Origin of the sequence: Amycolatopsis sp. NPDC098790, from assembly GCF_044759945.1 — a bacterium.
GTDB lineage: Bacteria > Actinomycetota > Actinomycetes > Mycobacteriales > Pseudonocardiaceae > Amycolatopsis.
This window is the reverse complement of sequence record NZ_JBIWAI010000001.1, coordinates 1284235-1301033: the sequence shown is the minus strand read 5'-3', so window position 1 is coordinate 1301033 and position 16799 is coordinate 1284235. Positions and strand designations below refer to the sequence as shown.

Genomic DNA, 16799 nt, shown 5'->3' with positions numbered 1-16799 from the left:
GGGAGTACCTGCTTCGGCCAGAATTGTCGTACCCCTCCGGCACCATGTCCGCATGACCCAGACGCCGGTCCACACCAGCCGCCGAGAGGAACTCGGCCAGTTCCTCAAGGCGTGCCGCGCGCGGATCGGCCCGGAGGAGGTCGGGCTCGCGCCCGGCCCACGCCGTCGCTTGAGCGGGTTGCGCCGCGAGGAGGTGGCGCTGCTCGCCGGCGTCGGCGTCACTTGGTACACGTGGCTGGAGCAGGGGCGGCCGATCAACGCGAGCTCGCAGGTGCTCGACGCCGTGGCGCGCACGCTGCGGATGGAACCGCCGGAGCGGGAGCACCTGTACCGGCTGGCGGAGCTGACGCCGTCGCGGCTGCCGTCGACGGTGGAAACGGTGCCGGACACCGTGCGCGAGGTGCTGCGCGCGCTCGACCCGCTGCCCGCCACGCTGGTCAACGGCCGGTTCGACATCCTGGAGTCGAACGCGGCCCAGGAGGAGCTGTTCTGGGAGTGGCACAGCTTGCCGTGCCTGCACAAGAACCTGCTGTGGTGCTGCGTGACCGAGCCGAACGCGCGGCGGTTCTTCGTGAACTACGACGAGGAGGTCCCCTACATGGTCGCGCGGTTGCGCGCCGAGTACGGCAGGCACGTCGGCGACCCATCGTGGGAAGAGGACATCCGCCGGTTGTCGGCGCTGAGCCCGGAGTTCGCCGAGCTGTGGGCCCGGCACGAGGTCGCCGAACCCCAGGCGCGGCTGCGGCAGCTGAACCACCCCCAGGCCGGCCGGATGAACCTCCGGCTGACCGAACTGGCGGTGTCCGAGGCGCCGGGGCTGCGAATCCAGGTGTCCACTCCGGACGACGCTCGCAGCCGGGCGTTGCTGCCCCGGACCAGGAGGCCGTCATGACGTCGGTCGAGTTGAGCGGTCAGGGGCTGACGTCGGTGCCTTCGCTGCCACCGGGGGTGACCCGGCTCGATCTGTACCGCAATTCGCTTGCGGCGGTGCCTTCTTCGCTCTGGGCGCACACCCGGCTGGAGGTGCTCAACCTGGCGGCGAACCGGCTTTCTTCGCTGCCGCCGGGGATCTCGGCGCTGACGTCGTTGCACACGCTGGACCTGGGGCACAACGAGTTCGACGTGTTGCCGGACGAGCTGGGCGACCTGGCCGGGCTCACCGAGTACCTGTACGTCAGCGACAACCGGCTGACGTCGTTCCCTTCGGCGTGGTGCCGGCTGGACCGGTTGCGGTACCTGGGGTGCACGGACAATCGGATTTCGTCGCTGCCCGCGGATCTCTCCGGGTTGGCTTCGCTGCGCGAACTCCGGCTCTACCGCAACGGGTTGACCGCGTTGCCGGAGTCGATCGGTGCGCTCGGTTCTCTGCGGGAGCTGCACCTGCGGGGCAACCGGTTGACGTCGCTACCGTCGTCGATCGGCTCGCTGAGCGAGCTGCGCCAGCTCGACCTGCGGGAGAACCTGCTGGAGACCTTGCCGTCGTCGATCGCTCAGCTGTCCAAATTAAACAAGCTGGATCTGCGGTGGAACAAGCACCTCCGGGAGCCGGCGTGGCTGCGCGACTTCGAGGAGGCTGGTTGCATGGTCCTTCGCTGACAACTCAACAGAGGACGGTCGGACGCGGGCCGTAGGTCGCCGTGTGCGACGTGCGGCGGATCTCGGCGCCGCTCGTGACGTCGTAGAGCACGCGCGTGTCGGTGACGCTGAAGCCGGGCGTGCCGATCGAGGGCACGCAGGGTTCGGTGCCGCCGAACTGGACCGGTGGCGGATCGCCGGGGAGTTGCGCGCCGGTCTGGCTCTCGACGCGGTAGTGGCGGGTGCCCCAGATCCGGACGGTCACGGAGTCGCCGGAAACGGTGGCTTGGACGGCGATCCCGGTCGGCGAGTCGTTGGTCAGCTTGAGCTCGACGGCGCTGCCGTCGGCGTTGACGGCCTTGGCGTCGCGGCCGGCGGGGTAGCGGTCGAGGTAGTGGTCGTGCTCGAGGTGACCGCCGTCGGTCAGGCCGGCGAGGTAGCCCGCGTTGTACAAAGTGGACGCGAGCTGGGAGACGCCGCCACCGACGACTTCGGCGCCGGTGCCGTCTTCGTCGGCCGGGGCGGGCACGTAGCCGGCGTCTGCGGTGCGCGGGCCGGAGCGGGCGCTGAGGCTGAAGGTCTCGCCGGGCTTGACGATCGTGCCGGACACGCGGGCGGCGAGCGTCCGGTTGTTCGTCGCGGCCGGGCCGGCCAGGCCGCCGGTGGTGAACTCGCCGACGACCTCCTTGATGCCGAGCGCGCTGGCGGCGTCGGTCGTCACGCTGGGGCTCGACGCGCTGTAGACGACGGGCAGGTCCCGGCCGCCGGTCTTCTTGAGCACGTCGATGAGCGGCAGGAAGGTCTTCTCCCAGTTGACCTTCCGGGCGTCCTCGGACGGCTCGACGGCGGGCTGGTCGCCGGTGAAGACGATCTGGGCGTCCTTGCCGTCGGTCTCGGTGCTCGCCAGCGGGTCCTTGAGGGCGGCCTGCAGCTTGCCCTGGTCGATGCGGACCTCGACGGCCCCGCCCTCGACGGCGGCGAACTGGAACGCCGACGCGATGGTGGCGGGCGTGAGCGGCACGTCCTTGCCCTGCCCGTGCACGACGACCGGCTGCGCCACGGCGGGCACGACGACCTGCTGGTAGGCGGCCTGAACGCCGGCGGCGGTGGCTTTCACGGGTGTGATCGCCATGCCGAGCTTGACGCCGCCGGGGTCGAGCCAGTGGTCGGTGACGGTCCGCACGGCGCCGCCGAGGTCGGTCAGCTGCTGACCCTGCCGCGGCAGGATCGGGTAGGGCGTGACGCGGCCGTCGCTGCCCTCGACCGCGACGAACCCGACCGCGCCTTCGGTGGCCGGGTGGTTCAGCTTGCCGTCGGCGAGTTCGCGCACGGCCTGGCTGATCTGGTTGGGGTCGGTCCGCGTGGCGACACCGACCTCGCGGCTGGAGAAGAAGGACATGACCCGCGTGATCGGACTGAGCGGCTGGTGCCCGGCGAGCCCGAGGGTGTTCGGCCAGTCGAGCCCGAGCCCGGACTTCGAGGGCACGAGCTCGGCCTGCACATCGCCGGCGTGGATGACGACGGGCTTGGTCAGCCGCGGCTCGAGCTGCTTGCGCAGCTTGGCTTCGGCTTCGGCGTGGCTGAGCCCCCCGACATCGATCCCGGCAACGGTCACCCCGCGCGGCACATCACCGGCGCTGACGAGCAGATCGACGGCGTAGAGGATGACGAAGAGCCCGAGCGCGATCCCGATGGACATCATGGTCCGGGCAACGCCCTTCCGAAGCTTCCGCGCCGGCGTTTCGGGCGCGGGCGGCGGAGCGGGGGTTTCGAGGAGTTCGCCGAGCAGATCATCGGAGAAGAGATCCGCGGTGACGCCGGCGTCATCGACGGCCGGGACTTGCGCAGTGGGTTCGGCCACCGCAACCGCGGACGGCGCCGCAACGGGCCCGGCCGCGCTTTCGGCGGCGAGCGTTTCCGCGGTCCCGGCGACCTCAACCGCGGGCGGCTCCCCGACGACAGGCTCCGCAGGCCAAGCCACGGCAGCCAGCTCGCCAGCACCCCCGGCGGCAGCCGGCGCAGCCGCCTCGACCTCAGCCGCGGGCTCGGCGAGCACGGTCGTAGCGGCCAGGCCATCAGCCGCCGGACCTTCGGGCGCGGCAGGCGCCGAGCCCCCGACCTCGGTTTCGAGCGCACCGACCGGATCCGCCGCCGCGACCTCCACCCCTGCGGGTGGCTCGGCAGCGGGCGTTTCCGCCGCAGGCGAATCCGTGGTCCCGGCTTCAGGCGCGGCGGGTAACTCCCCGCCAAGCGCAGCCGTCTCGGGCGCAACCTCGGCCGGCTCCCCCACCCCGGGCTCAGCCACGGCAGGCTCCGCACCCCCCGGCTCCCACACCTCGGCGCGCTCGCGCTCGTCGTCGTCCGCCACGCCCCTGCCCCTCCGCGGGAGCCGGCTTACAGGTAGAGCCCCGTGCCGTGCTCGGTCCGCTCCATCGCCACCGCGTGGATGTCGCGTTCGCGCATCACCAGGTGCCCTTCGCCCTGGATCTCGACCTCGAGCTGGTCGTCCGGGTTGAAGAGCACGCGGTCGCCGGTCTTGACGTTCCGCACACTGTTGCCGACGCCCAGTACATCACCCCACGCGAGCCGCCGCGCGACCTGCGCCGTCGCGGGGATCACGATGCCGCCGCTGCTGCGGCGCTCGCCCTCTTCCGGCGACAGCCGCACGAGCACGCGGTCGTGCAGCATCTGGATCTCGAGTTTCGGCCCGGCAGACACGCTCCGCATGCTACTCGGCCGGCTCACCCGCCATGACCAGGCTCAGCTCCCGCGCCCCGTCCGCGGCCAGGCGCACCGGCACGCCCCAGTCCTGGCGGGTGATCCGGCACGCGGGGTGCTCGCCGCCGTCGTCGCAGCTCGCGGCCTGCGCGACGACCTGCAGCACACCCTCGGTCACGCCGTCGGCGAGCCGGATCGTGCGCTTCAGGTCCGTGCCGGTTCCCCCGCCCTCAACCAGCAGCGACGGCGGCGACGCGCTGACCTCCAGCCGCGTCGACGGGCCGAAGCGGTCGTCGAGCTTCTCGCCCGGCGGCGCGCTGAAGACGACCGAAAAGTCGATCTCGCCGGGCGCCAGCACCGTCGGCGGTCGGCGGACGGCGTGCGCGTCTCCCGACACGACCGTCGGCTCGGCAGCGGACAGCGGGCCGATGCGGTTGCCCGCCGACTCGACGACCAGCAGCTCGCCGTCGTGCAGAAGTAGCCCCTGCGGCTCCGAAAGCCCGGTGGCGATCGTGGTCACTTCGCGCGTGAAGACGTCGAAGCGGCGTACGGCGCCGTTGTAGGTGTCGGCGATCGCGATCTTGTCGCCGGGCAGCACCGCCAAGCCGAGCGGGTGCTGCAGCAGCGCCTTGTCGGCCGGGCCGTCGGTGTGGCCGAACGAAAACAGGTCGACGCCGATCGCCGTGTGGACGGTGAACGACTCGCCGTCGGGCTCGATCCAGCGCAGCGCCGACGTCTCGGCGTCGGCGAGCCACAGCTTGTCGCCGTCCACGGCGAGCCCCGACGTCTGCGCGAAGAACGCTTCGCCGACGTCGCCGTCTCGCAGGCCTTCAACGGTCGTCCCGGCGAAGCGGCGGATGCTGCCGGAGACCGGGTCGAACACGCTCAACGTGTGGTTGCCCGCCATCGCGACGACGATCCCGCCGGCCGGGCCGTACCAGACGACGTCCCACGGGCTCGTCAGGTCGACCTCGACGCCCTTGCCGGAGTCCGGCCCGCTGCGCCACTGCGCGCCGGTGCCGGCGACCGTCGTCACCTCGCCGGTGATCAGGTCGAGGCCGCGCAGCCGGTGACCGGCGGTGTCGGCGACGACGGCGTGGTAGCCGGCGCGCTCGGCGACGTCGTAGGGCAGCAGCGCGATGCCCGACGGCTCGGCGAAGGTCGCGATGTCGAACGGGCCGTCCTGGCCGCCGCGTTCCCCGCTGCCGAAGCGCCGGATGACGGTCTCGCCGTCGGACGCGAACTCGACGATCGCGTGGTGGCCGGTGTCGGCGACGAGGACGCGTCCCTCGGCCGTCGCGACGGCCTTGCTCGGGAACCGCAGCTCGCTGACCTGCTCCTCGACCGGCACGTACGGGCTGCCGCCGCGGCGGAGCGTCCCCTTCGCTTCGTGCTTCGTGACGAGGTCCGCGATGACGCGGCGAAGTGCCTCTTCGTGCCCTTCGCCCGCGGCGACGTGCACGACGTACCCCTCGGGGTCGACGACGGCGAGCGTCGGCCACGCGCGGACCGCGTACTGCGACCACAGCTCCATCGTCGGGTCGTTGACGACGGGGTGGTGCACGTCGTAGCGCCGGACCGCGGCTTCGATCGACGCGGGCTCGCCCTCGTGCAGGAACTTCGGCGAGTGGACGCCGATGGTGACGAGCACGTCGGCGAACTCGGCCTCCAGCGGTCGCAGCTCGTCGAGGACGTGGAGGCAGTTGATGCAGCCGCTGGTCCAGAAGTCCAGCAGGACGATGCGTCCGCGCAGCTCGGCGAGGGTCAGCGGGCGGCCGCCGGTGTTCAGCCAGAGGTCGCCGCGCAGCTCGGGGGCGCGCACGCGGGCCTGCGGTCGGGGTGAAGTCACGGCAAGAGTGAACTACACGCGTTCACCCTCTGTTCCGAAGTCCAGCCGATGAGAGAACAAACTCACCCCATGGGGGTGCCCCGTGAAAACGGCGGAAAAGGACGCGCGGCGGGGTGAGCCGCCGCTTAGGCTCGGCACATGACCCCCGTCCAGCCGGCCGGCGCCCTCACCTTCGAGGAGGCACGGCACCTGCAGGAGAACCTCCGGGAACCGGTGCGTCCCGGGCTGACCGGACCCGAGCTCGACGACGTCGAGCGCCGCTTCGGTTTCCATTTCGCCGCGGACCACCGCACGTTCCTGTCCGCCGGCGTCCCGATCGGCGACCGCTGGCCGGACTGGCGCTGCGGCAACCCGGAGCAGCTGCGCAAACGGTTGGCCTGGCCGGTCGACGGCGTCCTCTACGACGTCGAGCACAACGGGTTCTGGCTCCCCGACTGGGGCACGCGCCCGGTCGGCCCGGAGGACGCGGTCCGCGAAGCCCGCCGCCGGTTGGCCGGCGTGCCCCAGCTGGTGCCGGTCTGCGGGCACCGGTACCTGCCGGGAATGCCGGGCACGACGGGCTTCCCGGTGCTCTCGGTGTACCAGACGGACATCATCGTGTACGGCTGTGACCTGCGGGATTACCTGCACCGCGAGTTCGCGGCGGGCGGCATCAGCACGGCCCCGCCGGACGGGCCCCGCTACATAGACTTCTGGTCCCGCTTCATCGACTAACGGACTCTGGCGTTCTCTAGAACGTGCGCTAGAAAGCCGAAGAGCGATCAATTCTCCCGGCGCAGCATCCGGCTGACCCCCGCGGCCACCGTCGTCGCCAAGATCCACCCGGAGGCCGTGAACCCGGCCGCCACCCAGATGTCCGTTCCGTGCATGTACCAGCGCGACTTGTTCCCGAAGTCCACGATCGGCACCAGCAGATCCGCCGTGTAGATCACCGGGTTCCACTGCAGGCCCGTGTCCTGCTGGTTGACCACGCACCGCGGCCCGTTCGCGATGATCTGGTGCGTCTCGTCCGACTTCCAGGTGGTGCAGTCGTCCGTTCCCAGCCCGAACCACAGACTGCCCAGCACCAGCAGCGTGAACAGCCACCCCAGCGCGCGTACCGGGCGGTAGCCGTACCCGACCATCGACCGCTGCAGCCAGCTCCACAGCCGGACCCCCGGGCCGAAGAACTTGAAGCCGCGGGCCAGTGCCTCGTACCTGAACTGCTGCTTGCGCAACGCCACCGTCGACGCGTGCTCTTCGTTGCCCGCCGCGCGGAGCATGTGGGCCAGCTGGTCGTACGGGCCCGGACGGTAACCGCGCATTGCCTTGCGGAGCAGCTCGATCCGACGATCCAGCGCCTTGTCGTCGTCGAGCGGGATTCCCCGGCCCAGCGCGTCGTAGCGGAAGTCCTCCAGCTCGATTCCGCCCGACGAGGCCCAGAACTCGTCGTTGTCCGTCAACGTTCCGCAGTGCGCCCGGCGCAGGACCACCCGGCCGGCCGGGGGCAGGTTCGGCGTCAGCGTGAACTCGTCCGCCGCGACGTCGCCCGCGTCCAGCGCCACGCTGAACGGCGGCAGCGACCTCAGCTCCGAACCGCGCAGGTCCACGCGGCGGGCGACCTGGGCGCCGTCGAGGTTGACGCCGCCCTCCGCGACGAACGGGCGGCTGTTGTTGTCCCGCAAAGTCAGGTCGCGGCCGATCCGGCCCGTCCGGATGTCCAGCGAGAAACTGCTGGTCGCGCGCAGTCCTGGCTCGGTCAGCCGCGTGCCCGCCAGGTTGATCGAGCCGCCGACCTCGACGCCCTGCAGGCGCAGCGTGCCGTGGATCGTCGCGTCCGTGAGCTGGAAGTTGCCCGCGATCTTCGAGCGGCGCGCCGAGAACACGTCCCGGCCGGGGTGGCGGAACATCGAGTTCCAGGCCAGGAAGTTGCCGCCGACCGTGACGTCGGCCAGGCGCAGCTGGCCGGCGGGGACGCGCAGGCTCGTCGCCTCGATGTCGCCGCCGATCTCCGTGCCGTCCAGGTGCAGCGCGCGGTCGTAGTACGGCTGGGACTTGCCGCGCACCACGCTGACCTCGGCGCCGGCCAGCCGCAGCGAGCCGCCGATGCGGGCGTTGACCATGCGCAGCGTCCCCAGCGCCTGGAGGCCGTCGGACAGTTCGACGTTGCCGTCGACGCGCAGCCGGTCGGCCACCAGCGCGGGCCGCGGGTCGATGTACGGGTCGTTGGACTTCCAGGCGTCGACGGCGATCGGGCCCTGCTGGGACACCGTCAGCTTGGCCTCGCGCAGCACGATGTCGCTGTCCACCGTGGCGCTCGGCAGGTACATGATCCCGGTGGCGGAGAAGCGCTTCCGCTGGCTGGCGGGCCCGTAGTTGTCGACCTCGCACAGGAGGCTGCCGCCGATGTGCAGGCCGTTGCCGTTGAGCGCGAAGCCGTCCGGGTTGTTGAGCGTGGCGCCGGAGAAGTTGACGTTACCGCCGGTCCGCAGGCCCGGGAGCCGGACTTCGCCGTTCGCGACCATCCGGTAGGCCAGCAGCGCGCCGGCGAGCACCAGCCGGTCGGCGTGGATCGCCTTGCCGTGCGGGTGGGCGATCACCGTGCGGGTCAGCACCAGCGAGCCCTCGATCACGGCGTCGGTCAGGTTGACCGCGGCGTTCGGCATCCCGCGTTCGCGGTCGTCGCCGCGCTGGACGGTCGTCTCCTCGATCTCGCGGTCGGCGCCGTCGACCTGCACGACGCTGCGGATCAGCCGGACGTCGTTGCGGCTGCGCATGTTGCGGGCCTTGAGCCCGGGCAGCCAGCACTTGCGGAACACCAGCCCGAGCAGGTTGGCCTCGCGCACGTCCGGCGGGTGCTCGAACCGGCAGCGCTCGAACCGGAACAGGTACTTCAGGTCCGCGGCGCGCAGGTCCAGCGTGCCGGTGATGTAGGCGTCCTCGACGTAGACGATCGGCGCGTTGGTGGCCGTCCGGCGCCAGCGCAGCAACCCGCCGTTGCCGGGTTTCAGCAGGTCGGAGGCCTTGACTTCGTAGCGGCGGTCGGGGATGCCCGCGAAGGGGTCGAGGGGAGGCAGCGCGCTTTCGGTCGTCACGGACTGCCCCCTCCCTCACCCCACTCTCAAAGTAGCGAACGCGAACGGAATTCGCAGGCGTTTCAGTCGTCGAGGCTGTGCGTCGGATCCAGGACCCGCTTCAGGAACGACTTCGTGCGTTCGTGCTGCGGGTCGCCGATCACCTGGCTCGGCGGGCCCTGCTCGACCACGACGCCGCCGTCCATGAACAGCACGCTGTCGGCCACCTCGCGGGCGAACTGCATCTCGTGCGTCACGACCAGCATCGTCATGCCCTCTTCGGCCAGCTGCCGCATGACGGCGAGCACGTCGCCGACCAGCTCGGGGTCCAGCGCGGACGTCGGCTCGTCGAACAGCATCACGTCCGGGTTCATCGACAGCGCCCGCGCGATCGCGACACGCTGCTGCTGACCACCGGAAAGCTGGCCGGGCAGCGACGTCTCCTTCTCGCTCAGCCCGACCTTCTCGAGGTTCTCGCGCGCGATCCGCTCGGCTTCTTCCTTGCCGCGCTTGAGGACCTTGCGCTGCGCGACGGTCAGGTTTTCCAGGACCGTCAGGTGCGCGAAGAGGTTGAAGCCCTGGAAGACCATGCCGATCTTGCGCCGGGCGCCGTCGATGTCGACGTCCTCGTCGGTGATCTCGTTGCCGTTCACGACGATCTTGCCCTGCTGCGGTTCCTCGAGGAGGTTCACGCAGCGCAGCAGCGTCGACTTGCCCGAGCCGGACGGCCCGATGATGCAGACGACCTGGCCGCGCTCGACCTGCAGGTCGATGCCCTTGAGCACCTCGAGCGAGCCGAACGCCTTGTGCAGGCCGGAAATTTCGACGATCACGTCGCTCACTTGGTACCCCCGGCCACTCCGGCCCCGTATTTCTTCTCCAGCCGCTGCTGCAGGATCGACAGCGGGATGGTGATGACCAGGTAGCAGAGACCCGCGACGACGATCGGGGTCAGGCCCTTCGCCTCCAGCAGCGCCTGGCGGCTGAACTGCGCGAGCTCCTGCTGCGCCGGCGTCGTCCCGAGCAGGAACGCCAGCGACGAGTCCTTGGTCAGCATGATCAGCTCGTTGGCCAGCGGCGGCAGCACGATCCGGAACGCCTGCGGGATGACGATGGTGATCATCGACCGCGTGGGCGACATGCCGAGCGAGCGGGCGGCCTCGACCTGCCCGCGCGGAACGGCCTGGATACCGGCCCGGATCGTCTCCGCCATGTAGGCCGACGACACGATGCCGAGCGCGATCATGATGGAGATGTTGCGCGGCAGGTGGGTGTCCGGGAACGCGATCGGGACGCCGACGCCGACGGCCAGGAAGATGAGCAGCGCGGGCAGGCCGCGGAAGAACTCGATGTAGGCGCGCGCGAACCACCGGTACGGCCCCACCGAGGACAGCCGCATCAGGGCGAGCACAAGGCCCAGGCCCAGGCCCAGCGCGAAGCCGAGCGCGGTGAAGATGATGGTGTTCTTCAGCGCGACCGTGATGACGTCGGGGAACTGCTTCGCCGCGACGTCGAGGTCGAAGAACGCCCGGCCGATCTGGCCCCAGTTGGCCAGGAGGGCGAAGACGACGACGATCACGAGCAACAGGACGTACTGCGCACCCCGGAACGCCGAGCGTCGCCGGCGTCGGCTCAGTGCCATTTCACTCCTCGAGCAGGCCCGGAAAGGGCGTCGGAAACACCGCTGTGGCCGGTGCCGAAGCACCGGCCACAGGCGGGGGTCTTACTGGGTCGGGTTACCGGGCAGCCACGTCGGCGCCTTGCCGAACCACTTCTGGTAGATCTGCGCGTAGGTGCCGTCCGTCACCGAGGTCTTCAACGCGTCGTTGATCGCCGTGACCAGGGCGGAGTTACCCTGCTTGACGCCGATGCCGTAGAACTCGTTGGTCTTGAACTCGGTCGAGACCGCCGTGTCGGGGTTCGTCTTGACGAAGTCGTACAGGACGCCGTTGTCGTTGACTCCCGCGTCGACGGTGCCGTTCTTGACCGCCTGCTCCTCAAGAGCGAGGTCGTCGAACGTGACGATCTCGGCGCCCTTCGCGTGCTCCTGGGCGTACTTGGCACCGGTCGTGGCCGACTGCACACCGATCTTCTTGCCGGCGACGTTGCTGAAGTCCTTGATCGGCGAACCGGCCTTGACCAGCAGGGCCTGGGTGGCCTCGAAGTACGGGTTCGAGAAGTCGAACTTCTGCTTGCGCTCGTCGGTGATCGTCATGCCCGCGGCGGCGAGGTCGCACTGGCCGCTGTTCATCGCTTCGCCGGATTCGATGTTCTCGAAGGCGATGTCGACGATGTTCTGCTGGACGTTCAGCTTCTTCGCGACCAGGTCCACGAGGTCGACGTCGAAGCCGACGATCTTGTCGCCCTGCTTCACCTGGAACGGCTGGTAGGGCAGGTGCGTGCAGGTCGTGAGCTTGCCCGCCGCGATGAGCTGGACACCACCGGCGGCGGTGCCGCCTTCGTCGCCCCCGCACGCGGCCAGGGCACCGGCGGCCAGGGCGAGAGCCGGGATCAGGGCGAGCGCCTTGAGTTGGGGTACTCGGGCCACGTCGTCACTCCTCGTAGTTCTCAGGTTCTGAGAGTACGCATACTGCCACTCAATCGACTCAACGCCCAGCGACTGCCCGTTACAGACACGTTGCGATGGCCGGGGTGACGCGCAACGTACGGAGGGGCGCCGGCTGCGATGATCCGATACGAGTGATCTGGATCACACCCTGTCGGGATCTTGATCGACTTTTCAGGCTGTGGCTACCGTCGAAAACGTGGGCCGGGTCCGGCTCGCGGACGAGGGAGGAACAGAGATGTCGAATCGCGGCAGAGCGGCCGTCTTGGCCGGCGTGATCGCCGGATCTTTCTTGGCGGCCGGCGGACCGGCCTTGGCGGACACGCAGGCCGAAGGGTTCGTCGGGGGCTTCGCCAACCGACCCGAATGTGTGCAGGTCCAGAACAACTACGCTCGGTACTACCGCATCGTCTTGCCTTGCTACTACGTCGGGTTCAAGGACAGCTGGGAATTCGCCTACACGGAACGCTGACGAGCGCCGCTTCCGGCTGACGGCGGCCAGGCCCTCCGTGCACGGCTCGAGGTACGGCGGTGTTTCGTACCGCGCGGCGAACGTGGCCGATCCGATGGCCCGGGCGCGTCGAGACCGCGGACGAAGCCGAGCCGATCCGCACGGCGTCGTGGAAGGACCTGCGGTCCGACACGGTCGTCGACCACCGCACCGAATACCTGACGCCGACCGACTACACCCCGCGCGACCCCGAACTGGCGCGCGAGGCCCACCGCGTTGCGAACCGGGCTGGATCCGGCGGACGCCGTGCTGGCGGTGTGCGAGTGGGTGACAAGCAGCTCAAGTACCAGCCGGGCACGACCGGCGTTCACTCGACCGCGACGGACGCCTGGCAAGCGCGCGAAGGCGTCTGCCAGGACGAAGCCGGACGCCAAGCTCGGCGAGGTGGTCGAGGGCGAGTCGCACGCCTGGGTGGACGTCTGGACCGGCGCCGCTGAAGGGAATTTTCACCGGCGGTCAGTCCACTTTGGACGTCTCGGTGCACCTGACCCGGCTGGCCTGAGCGGCGCTCCCGGGAGAGCGCCGCTCAGGGAAGGTCAGCCGCGGGCGTGGGCGTCCAGGATGTGCGCGACGGCCTCGGTGACCCGCTGCGCGTAGTCCAGGTGCAGCCACTCGTCCGGCACGTGGATGTTCGAGTCCGACCCGCACGCGCCGGTGACCAGGAACTGCGCCTCCGGGTACTTGCGCGAGAGCAGGCCCATGAACGGGATCGACCCGCCCATGCCGGCCGCCCGGTGCGGCTGGCCGAAGACCTCGTCGCTGACCGTGCGCAGGGCGGTGGTCAGCCACGGCGCCTCGGTCGGCGCGTTCCAGCCGTCCTCCGCCTGCGGGTTGTGCCCGAAGGTGACCTTCGCGCCGTACGGGACGTCGGTGGTCAGGGCCTTCTTGACGGCTTCGAGGCCCTTCTCGGCGTCGGCCGTCGGCGGGAGCCGGAAGCTCAGGGTCAGCGTGGTGCTCTCGCGGAGCACGTTGCCGGCGTCGGCGGGCTTCGGGAAGCCGTCGGCTCCGATCACCGAGAGCGTCGGGCGCCAGGTGTTGTTGAGCGCCAGCTCCAGCGCGTCTTCGGTGATCACGCGGCCGCCTTCGACCAGCGGGAACGCCGTCGCGAGCGCCTCCGGGAAGTCCTGCGAGACGGCCTTCAGCTCGGCCAGCCGGTTCGCCGGGACGTCGACCTTCAGCTCGTCGAGCAGCAGCTCACCGGTGGCGCTGTCCTCGAGCCGTTCGAGCAGCTTGCGCAGCACGCGGAACGAGCTGGCGACGACACCGCTGGCGACGCCGGAGTGCTGCGCGGAGCCCAGCAGCTGCACGGTGACATCCAGGTGCAGCATCCCGCGCAGGCTCGTGACCAGCCACAACCGCTCGTAGTCGCTGCCGCCGGCGTCGAGGCAGACCACCAGCGAGACGTCGCCGATCCGGTCGGCCAGGTGCTCGACGTACGCGGGCAGGTCGGGGCTGCCGGACTCCTCGCCGGTCTCCAGCAGCACGACGATCCGGGCGTGCTCGCCGCCGGCCGCGTGCACGGCCTGGATCGCCGTCGTCGCCGCGTAGCCGGAGTAGCCGTCGTCGACGGACCCGCGGCCGTACAGCCGGCCGTCGCGGATCACCGGCGTCCACGGGCCGAGGCCCTCGGACCAGCCACCGACCGGCGGCTGCTTGTCGAGGTGGCCGTACATCAGGACGGTGCCCTTGCCCGCCGCGCCCGGGGTCGCCGGGACGTCGACGAGCAGCAGCGGCGTGCGGCCTTCGAGCTGCACGACGTCGAGCGTCGCGCCGGGCAGGTCGCGCGCGGCGATCCACTCGCGGACGTGGTCGACGGCGGCGGCCAGGTGCCCGGTGGTCGCCCAGTCGGCGTCGAAGGCCGGGGACAGGGCGGGGATGGCCACCAGGCCCGACAGGCTCGGGACGACGTCGTCGGTCCACGACGTCACGACGGATTCACGAACGGATTTCTGCTCCACGCCGCCATCGTGCCACGCGGGTCCGACAGTGCGGCACATCACAAGGTCGTCCCCGATGTGGGTGATCGCGTGCGGTCCGGTGCGCGTGGTGACGCGGCCACGCCTGGTGAGCGCGCGCGTCGATTACCTACTCTCGTAGGTCCGATGCTCGGGCTTCCAAGCGTTTTCCCTGTTCAGACCCCCTTTCTCAGCAACAAATCAGCAACCGCGTCTGACCAAGACAGCGACCTTCGTGCCAGGATGGCGGCGTGAACCGTCAACGCCGACGGTGACCGAGCGCTTCGGACCCGATGCGCTGGTCCCCGCCGGTGCAGTCGCTGTGGTCGCCACAAGCGGCCGCCAGAGGCACCGACACCGAGGAGTACTGCGCATGCCGTCCGAACAGTGGACGCACCCGGAGCCCGGAGACGGGCCGGCCGCCGTAGCGGCCCAGCCTTCCCCCGAGCAGGTGATCGCCGGATTGCGGGCAACCAGCGAAGGTGGCGCTGAGCTGACTCAGCTGCTCACCCCCGAAGGCGAACGGGTCCCCTCGCCCCAGTTCGACAAGTACGTCGAGGACGTCGACGCCGAAGCGCTGCGCGGGCTCTACCGCGACATGGTGCTGGTGCGCCGCGCCGACCGCGAGGCCAACGCCATGCAGCGTCAGGGCCAGCTCGGCATCTGGGTCCCGCTGCTCGGGCAGGAGGCCGCGCAGATCGGCTCCGGCCGGGCGCTGAAGAAGAACGACATGGCGTTCCCCAGCTACCGCGAGCACGGCGTCGCGTACGCGCGCGGGGTCGACATGAAGGACCTGCTGGGCATCTTCCGCTGCACCGACCACAGTGGCTGGGACTACCAGGGCACGGGCTTCCACCCGTACACCATCGTGATCGGCAACCAGGTGCTCAACGCCGCCGGCTACGCGATGGGCCAGAAGTTCGAGGGCAAGGTCGGCGACGACGACGGCGAAGCCACCATCTGCTACTTCGGTGACGGAGCGACTTCGCAGGGCGATGTCCACGAAGGATTCGTCTGGGCCGCCGTCTACGACGCGCCGCTGGTGTTCTTCTGCCAGAACAACCAGTGGGCGATCTCCGAGCCGACCGAGCGCCAGTCGCGCCTGCCGCTGTACCAGCGCGCCCGCGGCTACGGCTTCCCCGGCATCCGCGTCGACGGCAACGATGTCCTCGCGTGCCTGGCGGTGTCGCGCTGGGCGCTCGACGAGTGCCGCCACGGCAACGGACCCGTCCTGATCGAGGCGTTCACCTACCGGATGGACGCGCACACGACGACCGACGACCCGACCCGCTACCGCCTCTCCGACGAGCTGGAGGAGTGGAAGCTCAAGGACCCGATCGAGCGCGTCCGGGCGTTCCTGGCCCGCGGCGGCTACGCCGACCAGGCGTTCTTCGACAGCGTCCAGGCCGAGGCGGACACCTTCGCCGCGGACCTGCGCGAGTACACGTTCAACATGCCGGAGCCCCCGCCGGACCGGATCTTCAGCAACGTCTACGCCGAGGGCAACCCGGTGCTGGACGCGCAGCGCGAAGAGTTCCTGTCCTACCTCGACGGCTTCGTATCGGCGGGTGAGCACTGATGACCGACCTCCAGAAACTCACCATCGGCAAGGCGCTCAACCTCGGCCTGCGCCGCGCGATGGAAGAAGACCCCAAGGTCCTGATCATGGGCGAGGACGTCGGCAAGCTCGGCGGCGTCTTCCGGATCACCGACGGCCTGCAGAAGGACTTCGGCGAGCAGCGCGTGCTGGACACGCCGCTGGCGGAGTCCGGCATCATCGGCACCGCGGTCGGCCTGGCCGTGCGCGGCTTCCGGCCGGTCTGCGAAATCCAGTTCGAGGGCTTCATCTTCCCGGGATTCGACCAGATCTCCTCGCAGCTGGCGAAGCTGCACTACCGGACGCAGGGCAAGGTCAAGATGCCCGTCGTGATCCGGGTGCCGTTCGGCGGCGGGATCGGCGCGGTCGAGCACCACTCGGAGTCGCCGGAGTCGCTGTTCGCGCACATCCCGGGCCTCAAGGTCGTGTCCATTTCGAACGCCGTCGACGCCTACTGGGGCATCCAGGAAGCGATCAAGTCGGACGACCCGATCCTGTTCTTCGAGCCGAAGCGGCTGTACCACTCGGGTGCGCTGCGCGCGGAGATCGACGTCACCGGCACGCCTCAGAAGATGTTCTCCTCGCAGGTGGTGCGCGAAGGCACGACCGCGACGGTCGTCGCGTACGGCCCGTCGGTGAAGGTCGCCCTCGACGCGGCCGCCGCGGCGGAGGACGAGGGCAAGTCCCTGGAAGTCATCGACCTGCGCACGCTCTCGCCGCTGGACCTCGGCCCGGTGTTCGAGTCGGTCCGCAAGACCGGCCGGCTGATCGCGCTGTCGGAGGCGCCCTCGGAGTCGTCGCTGACGTCGGAGATCGCGGCGCGCGTCCAGCAGGAGTGCTTCTACTCGCTGGAAGCGCCGGTCCTCCGGGTGACCGGGTTCGACACGCCGTACCCGCCGGCCAAGCTCGAGGAGCACTACCTCCCCGACCTGGACCGGGTGCTGCACGCCGTCGACCGCTCGCTCGCCTGGTAAG

14 protein-coding genes and 1 pseudogene are annotated in these 16799 nt (G+C 70.1%); 7 read left to right on the top strand and 8 right to left on the bottom strand.

Annotated features, from left to right (window positions below; translation table 11 throughout):
- The first annotated feature begins 52 nt into the window (after positions 1 to 52).
- Both ACIQWX_RS06470 and ACIQWX_RS06465 read left to right on the top strand, forming a co-directional pair.
- The gene (locus ACIQWX_RS06470; protein WP_400866409.1) at positions 53 to 892 is read left to right on the top strand and encodes a helix-turn-helix transcriptional regulator; all 840 of its coding nucleotides are present in this window, start codon (positions 53 to 55) and stop codon (positions 890 to 892) included.
- Positions 889 to 1596, top strand: a complete 708-nt coding sequence (locus ACIQWX_RS06465; protein WP_400866406.1) for a leucine-rich repeat domain-containing protein — start codon at positions 889 to 891, stop codon at positions 1594 to 1596. The genes ACIQWX_RS06470 and ACIQWX_RS06465 overlap by 4 nt, the downstream gene beginning before the upstream one ends.
- A 4-nt stretch (positions 1597 to 1600) precedes the next feature.
- Here ACIQWX_RS06465 and ACIQWX_RS06460 read toward each other — a convergent pair whose 3' ends face one another.
- The 3 genes from ACIQWX_RS06460 to ACIQWX_RS06450 form a co-directional block, all read right to left on the bottom strand.
- Positions 1601 to 3556 carry a VanW family protein gene (locus tag ACIQWX_RS06460; protein ID WP_400866403.1) on the bottom strand — a complete coding sequence of 652 codons (1956 nt, stop codon included), beginning with the start codon at positions 3554 to 3556 and terminating at the stop codon, positions 1601 to 1603.
- A gap of 413 nt (positions 3557 to 3969) precedes the next feature.
- Positions 3970 to 4302, bottom strand: coding sequence for a GroES family chaperonin (locus ACIQWX_RS06455; RefSeq protein ID WP_400866400.1), 333 nt, complete (start codon positions 4300 to 4302; stop codon positions 3970 to 3972).
- Position 4303: 1 nt separating this feature from the next.
- A complete protein-coding gene (locus ACIQWX_RS06450) occupies positions 4304 to 6115 on the bottom strand; it encodes an NHL domain-containing thioredoxin family protein (protein ID WP_400869420.1) in 1812 nt (603 codons plus the stop codon).
- Between the two features lie 165 nt (positions 6116 to 6280).
- Here ACIQWX_RS06450 and ACIQWX_RS06445 point away from each other — a divergent pair, with 165 nt between their 5' ends.
- Complete coding sequence (locus tag ACIQWX_RS06445) at positions 6281 to 6856, top strand: hypothetical protein (protein ID WP_400866397.1); 576 nt, start codon at positions 6281 to 6283, stop codon at positions 6854 to 6856.
- Positions 6857 to 6903: 47 nt separating this feature from the next.
- Here ACIQWX_RS06445 and ACIQWX_RS06440 read toward each other — a convergent pair whose 3' ends face one another.
- From ACIQWX_RS06440 to ACIQWX_RS06425, 4 genes are all read right to left on the bottom strand, one after another.
- Positions 6904 to 9216 (bottom strand): oxidoreductase, encoded by a 2313-nt coding sequence (locus ACIQWX_RS06440; RefSeq protein ID WP_400866394.1) that lies wholly within the window; start codon positions 9214 to 9216, stop codon positions 6904 to 6906.
- Positions 9217 to 9278: 62 nt separating this feature from the next.
- The gene (locus ACIQWX_RS06435) at positions 9279 to 10037 is read right to left on the bottom strand and encodes an amino acid ABC transporter ATP-binding protein (RefSeq protein ID WP_400866391.1); all 759 of its coding nucleotides are present in this window, start codon (positions 10035 to 10037) and stop codon (positions 9279 to 9281) included.
- Positions 10034 to 10837, bottom strand: coding sequence for an amino acid ABC transporter permease (locus tag ACIQWX_RS06430; protein ID WP_400866388.1), 804 nt, complete (start codon positions 10835 to 10837; stop codon positions 10034 to 10036). The genes ACIQWX_RS06435 and ACIQWX_RS06430 overlap by 4 nt, the downstream gene beginning before the upstream one ends.
- Before the next feature lie 81 nt (positions 10838 to 10918).
- Positions 10919 to 11743, bottom strand: a complete 825-nt coding sequence (locus tag ACIQWX_RS06425) for a basic amino acid ABC transporter substrate-binding protein (protein ID WP_400866386.1) — start codon at positions 11741 to 11743, stop codon at positions 10919 to 10921.
- A gap of 199 nt (positions 11744 to 11942) precedes the next feature.
- Between ACIQWX_RS06425 and ACIQWX_RS06420 the strand changes: the two genes are divergently transcribed.
- Both ACIQWX_RS06420 and ACIQWX_RS06415 read left to right on the top strand, forming a co-directional pair.
- Positions 11943 to 12233, top strand: coding sequence for a hypothetical protein (locus ACIQWX_RS06420; RefSeq protein WP_400866384.1), 291 nt, complete (start codon positions 11943 to 11945; stop codon positions 12231 to 12233).
- A 107-nt stretch (positions 12234 to 12340) separates the two neighbouring features.
- Positions 12341 to 12774, top strand: a pseudogene (locus ACIQWX_RS06415) (transglutaminase family protein); the annotation flags it as partial.
- Positions 12775 to 12808: 34 nt separating this feature from the next.
- Here ACIQWX_RS06415 and ACIQWX_RS06410 read toward each other — a convergent pair.
- Positions 12809 to 14230, bottom strand: coding sequence for a M20/M25/M40 family metallo-hydrolase (locus ACIQWX_RS06410; protein WP_400866381.1), 1422 nt, complete (start codon positions 14228 to 14230; stop codon positions 12809 to 12811).
- A 370-nt stretch (positions 14231 to 14600) separates the two neighbouring features.
- Between ACIQWX_RS06410 and pdhA the strand changes: the two genes are divergently transcribed.
- Complete coding sequence (gene pdhA, locus ACIQWX_RS06405; RefSeq protein WP_400866378.1) at positions 14601 to 15806, top strand: pyruvate dehydrogenase (acetyl-transferring) E1 component subunit alpha; 1206 nt, start codon at positions 14601 to 14603, stop codon at positions 15804 to 15806.
- Positions 15806 to 16798: an alpha-ketoacid dehydrogenase subunit beta gene (locus ACIQWX_RS06400; RefSeq protein ID WP_400866376.1), complete on the top strand. Its 993-nt coding sequence runs from the start codon at positions 15806 to 15808 to the stop codon at positions 16796 to 16798. Before pdhA ends, ACIQWX_RS06400 begins: the two co-directional genes overlap by 1 nt.
- The last annotated feature ends 1 nt before the right edge of the window (position 16799 follow it).